The sequence below is a fragment of the Nocardioides sp. genome, from assembly GCF_025964975.1.
Taxonomy (GTDB): Bacteria; Actinomycetota; Actinomycetes; order Propionibacteriales; family Nocardioidaceae; genus Nocardioides.
This window is the reverse complement of record NZ_JAOPXV010000159.1, coordinates 1-6,006: the sequence shown is the minus strand read 5'-3', so window position 1 is coordinate 6,006 and position 6,006 is coordinate 1. Positions and strand designations below refer to the sequence as shown.

General features: G+C 71.4%; 6 protein-coding genes and 1 pseudogene. All 7 read right to left on the bottom strand.

Annotation, left to right across the window (positions count from 1 at the left end; all coding sequences use genetic code 11):
- Positions 1-190, bottom strand: a pseudogene (locus JWN68_RS12275) (acyl-CoA carboxylase subunit beta); the annotation flags it as partial.
- A 17-nt stretch (positions 191-207) separates the two neighbouring features.
- Positions 208-687: an SRPBCC family protein gene (locus JWN68_RS12270; protein ID WP_297739191.1), complete on the bottom strand. Its 480-nt coding sequence runs from the start codon at positions 685-687 to the stop codon at positions 208-210.
- Positions 684-1,847, bottom strand: coding sequence for an acyl-CoA dehydrogenase family protein (locus JWN68_RS12265; RefSeq protein WP_297739186.1), 1,164 nt, complete (start codon positions 1,845-1,847; stop codon positions 684-686). The genes JWN68_RS12270 and JWN68_RS12265 overlap by 4 nt, the downstream gene beginning before the upstream one ends.
- Positions 1,844-3,562: an acyclic terpene utilization AtuA family protein gene (locus tag JWN68_RS12260; protein ID WP_297739183.1), complete on the bottom strand. Its 1,719-nt coding sequence runs from the start codon at positions 3,560-3,562 to the stop codon at positions 1,844-1,846. The genes JWN68_RS12265 and JWN68_RS12260 overlap by 4 nt, the downstream gene beginning before the upstream one ends.
- Entirely contained in the window at positions 3,559-4,341 is a 783-nt protein-coding gene (locus JWN68_RS12255; protein ID WP_297739180.1) for a TIGR03084 family metal-binding protein, read from the bottom strand. Before JWN68_RS12255 ends, JWN68_RS12260 begins: the two co-directional genes overlap by 4 nt.
- On the bottom strand, positions 4,338-5,036 hold the full coding sequence (locus JWN68_RS12250; protein WP_297739177.1) for a TetR/AcrR family transcriptional regulator: 699 nt from the start codon (positions 5,034-5,036) through the stop codon (positions 4,338-4,340). The genes JWN68_RS12255 and JWN68_RS12250 overlap by 4 nt, the downstream gene beginning before the upstream one ends.
- A 160-nt stretch (positions 5,037-5,196) precedes the next feature.
- The coding region (locus JWN68_RS12245) for an ABC transporter permease (protein ID WP_297739173.1) at positions 5,197-6,006 on the bottom strand (810 nt) is incomplete at its 5' end.

The following is a 6,006-nucleotide window of genomic DNA, read 5'->3' as shown; positions in this document are numbered from 1 at the left end:
CCTTGAAGGTGGAGCCCCAGCCCGCCAGCGGCGACAGCTCGAGGAACGCCGAGCCCGGGTCGATCAGGAGCTCGATCCGCTCGCGCGGCAGCAGCTTGCCGCGCGAGTGGTGGCGCTCGACGTACTTCTCCCCACCACCTGCGACCGCCGTCGCGTGCTGGGAGTCGAGGTCGGCGATCTTGTCGAGCATCGCCTCGCGGTTGGTGGTCACGAAGCGTCCGCCTCCAGCACGGCCTTCATCCGCTCCAGCGTCGTGCGCATCCCCTTGCGGTTGGTACGCCCGCGCAAGTGACCGAGCACCAGCCAGTAGGCCACCATCGCCGGCGACTTGGGCAGCCGGAAGTACTCCGTCACTTCTGTCCCGCCCTTGCTGGGCGCGAGCCGGTAACCCCAGTTGTTGGCCGTGACCGCGTCGGTCCCGACGGAGAACTCGAAGACCTGCTCGGGCTCGCACTTCGTGACGCGGCACGGCGACCAGTACGTCGGGCCGACACCGTTGCGCTTGACGTGCCCGGCGAAGTAGGCGCCGACCTCGGGCCCCTTCGAGCCGCGGGTCCACTTGCCCTCGAAGGTCTCGGGGGAGAACTCACCGATCCGGGTGACGTCGCTGACGAGCTCCCAGACCTTGTCGGGCGACGCGTCCATCCAGACGGTCACGTCGTCGCCGAGGGACGGGATGAGCCTCATGACGTGTATCCCAACAACGTCGCAGCCAGGTCTGTGAGCACTTCGGTCGCTCCTCCTCCGATGGGCAGGATCCGGGCGTCGCGATAGTGCCGCTCCACCTCGGTCCCATGCATGTAGCCGGTCCCGCCGTGCAGCTGCACGGCCTGGTCGCAGACGTACGTCGAGGCATCGACGGCCGTCTGCTTCGCGAGCGCCGCGTCGGCGATCACGTCGTGTCCTGCGAGATGGCGCTCGACCACCGCGTGGGTGTAGGCGCGGGCCACCTCCACCTGCCGGTGCATCTCGACGAGCCGGTGCTGCACCACCTGGTTGGCGATGAGCGGCTTGCCGAACGTCTCCCGCCCACGGCAGTACGCCGCAGTGAGGCTCAACGACCTGGCCGCGATGCCGTAGGCGTGGACCGCGAGGGCGATGCGCTCGACCACGAACTGCGCGGCGATCTGGTAGAAGCCCGAGTCCTGTTCACCGACCAGGTTGGCGACGGGGACCCGCACGTCGACGTACGACAGCTCAGCGGTGTCGCTGCAGTGCCAGCCCATCTTCGCCAGCGACCGGTCGGCGGTGAAGCCCGGCGTGCCCTTCTCGACCACGAGCAGGCTGACACCCGCGTGACCCGGGCCGCCGGTGCGAACGGCGGTGGTGACGAAGTCGGCGCGCACGCCGGAGGTGATGAAGGTCTTGGCGCCGTTGACGAGGTAGTAGCTGGCGCCGTCGCTGCCTCGAATCAACTCGGCGGCCGTGCGGAGGCCCGCGACGTCGGACCCGCCGCCGGGCTCGGTCACCGCGAGGGCGCCGATCGTCTCGCCGGCCAGGGTGGGACGGACGAACCGGTCCACGAGGTCGGCGTTGCCGCTGGCCGCGATGTGGGGCAGCGCGATGCCGCCGGTGAAGAGTCCGGCCATGAGTCCGCTGGAGGCGCCAGCCTCGAAGAAGGCCTCCTGCACGGCGACCGTGTCGGCCAGGTCCCCGCCCTCACCGCCGACGTGCTCGGGGAAGCCGATCCCGAGCAGACCCTGCTCGGCAGCCTTCAGGTGCAGCTCGCGCGGGATCTCACCCGTGTCCTCCCACACCTGGAGGTTCGGCGCGATCTCGCGACGCACGAACTCCGCCACGCTCGCGCGCAGCGCCGCTCGGTCGGTGGTGGAGCGCCCGGCCGTCACAGCAGGGCGTCCTCGATGGCGACGTGGCGCGACCGGATCCACTCCCCGAGGCCCTTGGCCTGCGGGTCGAAGCGGGTCGAGGCGGCGACGCCGTCGCCCAACAGGCCGCGGATGACGACGTTGACGGCCCCGAGATTGGGCAGGGCGTGGACCTCGACGTCGAGGTCGGCCGCCTCGGGCACGAGCTCGCGGACCGTGCCTGCGGTGACCAGCCCGGCCAGCCAGGCCACCCGGTCGGCGTACAGGTCCGGCCGGTCGTCGTGGGCGACCCACAGGCCGATGTTGGCGTCGCCGCCCTTGTCGCCCGAGCGCGCGTGCACGAACGCCCCGAGCGGCACTCGCCTGGTGGGGATGTCCGCGGCGGCGGGGTACGGCGACTCCGACCGCCCCTTGTCGGTGGCAGGAGGCAGGGTGGAAACCGGGGGGTCCCCCACGACCTCGGTGGTCCCGTCTGCGTGGACGACCGTGTGCTGGACGACCGAGCGGTCGACGTACTCCGCCCGGTAGATCCCGAAGGGGGTCGCAGCCCCGGGTGGCGCGGTCATCGTGAAGCCTGGGTAGGAGCCGAGGGCGAGCTCGACGGCAGCGCTGGTGAAGGGCCGGCCGACCGGTCCGGGCTGGGGGTCCTTGACCGTGCAGCGCAGCAGGACCGACGCAGCCTCCTCGGAGTCGGCGTCCTGGATGGGGGGCACCGGCTGCGACCACGCGACCTCGGCCGGCGGAGTGGTGAGCGCGGCGGTCAGCTGGTTGCGCACCCAGTCGGCCTTGGCCTCGACGTCGAGCCCGGTCAGCACGAACTCGACCGAGTTGCGCCAGCCGCCGAGCTCGTTGACGCAGACCTTCAGCTGCGCGGGCGGCGCTTCCCCGCGGACTCCGCTGATCGCGACGCGGTCGGGTCCGACCTGGGCGAGCGTGATCGAGTCGAGGTGGGTGGTGACGTCCGGTCCGAGGTAGCGGGTCGACTGGACCTCGTAGACCAGTTGGGCGGTGACGGTGTCGAGGGTGACCGCACCGCCGGTGCCGTCGTGCTTGGTGATGATGCAGGACCCGTCGGCGGCGATCTCCGCGAGCGGGAAGCCGAGTGGGCGGCTGCGGTCGGGCAGCGACAGGAACCCCGAGAAGTTGCCCCCCGTGGCCTGGGTGCCGCACTCGAGCACGTGCCCGGCCACGACCGCACCGGCCAGGGCGTCGTGGTCGTCGGCATCCCAGCCGTGGTGGGCAGCAGCAGCGCCGAGGACGAGCGAGGCGTCGGTCACGCGGCCGGTGACCACGATGTCCGCGCCGGCCCGCAGCGCGGCCGCGATGCCGAACCCGCCGAGGTAGGCGTTGGCCGTCAGGGCGCCTTCCCAGAGGCCCAGCGGGCGCAGGTCGTCCCCGGCGACGTGGGCGATCCTGGGTGCCAGCCCGCGCCCGTCCGCGACCTCGCGCAGCTTCTCGGCCAGGCCAGCCGGGTTGAGGCCGCCGGCGTTGCTGACGATCCTCACCCCACGCTCGAGCGCGAGCCCCATGCAGTCCTCGAGCTGTCGCACGTGCGTGCGCGCGTAGCCGAGCGCGGGGTCCTTCATCGTGTCCTTGCCGAGGATCAGCAGGGTGAGCTCGGCGAGGTAGTCGCCGGTCAGCACGTCGAGGTCGCCGCCTTCGAGCATCTCGCGCATGGCACTGAGCCGGTCGCCGTAGAAGCCCGAGCAGTTGCCGATCCGCAGGACCTCCCTCATGCCGCACCCCGTCCAGCGCCGGGCGGCCCCGCGAAGCACTGGGCGATGTCGAGCCAGCGGTCGGCGTCCGGCCCGGAGGCGTTCAGGTCGGTGGCGGATCGGTGGGTGCGCTGGGTGGCCAGCAGGCACAGGTCGAGTGCCGACCCGGTCACCGTCTGCGCAGCGTCCTCCGGCCCGAACGTCCACACGTCGTCGTCCGGGGCGACCAGGTCGATCCGGAACGGCTCGGTCGGCGCCGGGAGCGAGTTCGTGATGAAGGCGAAGTCGCGGGTGCGTACGGCGAGGTGCGTGATGTGGCGGAGCCTCCCGGTCGCCGCCAGCTCTGCGCCCAGGGCCTCGTGCACGTCCAGGCTGTGCGCCCACGTCTCCATCAGCCGGGCCGTGGCCATGGAGGTCGCTGACATCGGCGGTCCGAACCACGGCATCTTTCCTGCGCCGTACGCCGCAAGCGTGCTCACCAGGGACCAGCGAGCCGCCCGCCAGCGGACCAGCAGCTCAGCCGGGTCCGCCTCGGCACCGGCAAGCGCCTCGGTGTCGACGAACCCGGCCGGGTCGGCCAGGGCACGCAGGACGACGGCGTCCCAGCCGTCCTTGTCGGTGGCGGCGAGGACCGCCACCTCGTCGGTCCAGGCCAGGTGGGAGACCTGGCTGGCGACGTCCCACCCGGGCGCGGGGGTCGGCGTGCGCCATGCCTCCGCGTCGAGGTCGGCGACGAGGGCCTCGAGCACGTCGCCCTCGGCCGTCAGGTCCGTGAGCACGGTCGTGAGGACGTCGTTCATGTCAGGGTCCCGTCGGCGTTGTCGATCGGAGAAGCGGAGCGGAGGAGGTCGGGAACGTCCTGGGGCGAATCCAGCTCCCGGTCGAGGACATCGGCCCAGTGGTCGAGGATGCGACGACGCCGGGCGGCGTCGTCGGAGATGCTGTTGGCGAGGCCGAGGCCGCGCACGAGGTCGAGGGTGGCCTGCACCAGCTCGCGCGCTCCGGGGCGCGACTCGTCCGCCCCGAGTGCTGCCACGGTGAGCCGGTGGGTCTCGCGCCCCACCCGCGCCTCCAGCGGTTGCACCGCGGCCAGCAGCGCCTCGTCCGTGCGCGCCGCGACCCAGAGCTCGAGCGCGGCGGTGAAGACCGGCGAGGTGAAGTGCTCAGCGAGCAGGTGGAGCACCCGCCGGAGTCGAGTGATGCGCTCCGGAGTGGAGGGAGCCGCCTGATCACTCGCCTCGGCGAGGTCCGCGATCTTCTCGCGCAGCTTGGCGCCGCGCATCTGCGTGACGTGCTCGACGGCTGCGACGACGAGGTCGATCTTCGTCGGGAAGTGGTGCAGCTGGGCCCCGCGGGAGACGCCGGCACGCTCGCTGACCAGGGTCGTCGACGTCCCCGAGTAGCCCCGCTCGACGATGCACTCGACCGTGGCTTCCAGCAGTCGCAACCGCATGGTGCGGGTGCGCTCCTCCTGAGGGATGCGGGTCGTCGTCACCGCCCCATCGTGGGGTCGAAACAACAAACAGTCAAGCCTGCTTTTTTGTCTTGGGCCCTGGCTGCTTACAGACTGCACTCGGGTTCTGTCATGTTCACCCGGGTTGCAGGCCGGGTGAACGTTCGATTCCCCCGGGTAGCCGGGGGATCGACCAGGGCAGTCAGGTCAGGCGCGCCGCCAGCGGCAGTCGCGACCGCGCGGTCAGCCCCATGATCAGCGCCGCGAGCAGCGGCAGCGCGACCACGAGGCCACCGATGAGCAGCCAGGGGATGTCGAGGTAGGGGCCGGTGTCGTCGCAGACCAGCATGCCGTTGTCGGTCGCAGTGCACATGCTGCCCATCGTCGTGAGCGGATAGGTGATGGCCACCCCGGGGATGAATCCCACCAACGCCCCCAGCACGGCACCGACGAAGCCGACCATCAGGGCGTAAGACGCAGCCACACCTCGCCTCGATCGCGGCGCCGCTCCGACAGCAGCCAGGGTCGCGAGGTCCGGCCTCGCGTCGGACAGCGCCAGGAAGGTTGCCGTCAGGGTCCCGCCCAGCATCAGCACCCCGCCCAGGGTGAAGAGGATCAGGAGCAGGATGAAGGTCTCGACCGGCGGCTGATAGCCGCGCTCGACGTACCGCGACGCGCCGGTCGCGATGCCGGCGAGACTCTCGGTCAGGTCTTCCTGCTCCTCCTCGGAGATGTGGGCATCCTCGAGGTAGTAGCCCACGGTGGTGACGGGGACGCCCGTCTCCTCCGCCGGCGCGGGGGGCAGGAGGAGCTGCACCGGCACGATGCCCGGCAGGTCGACGTACAGCGCGGGCCAGGTCAGCTCGGAGGTGCTGGCCTTGCCGCCGTCCGGGGGGTAGACGACCTTGCTCACGACTAGCGTCTCGGCGTCCACCCGATTCTGGTTGTTGACCTCGGCCCGGCCGTACGGGGGCGGCCATGATCGCGGTGCGCTGCTGGCCGCCACGTCGAT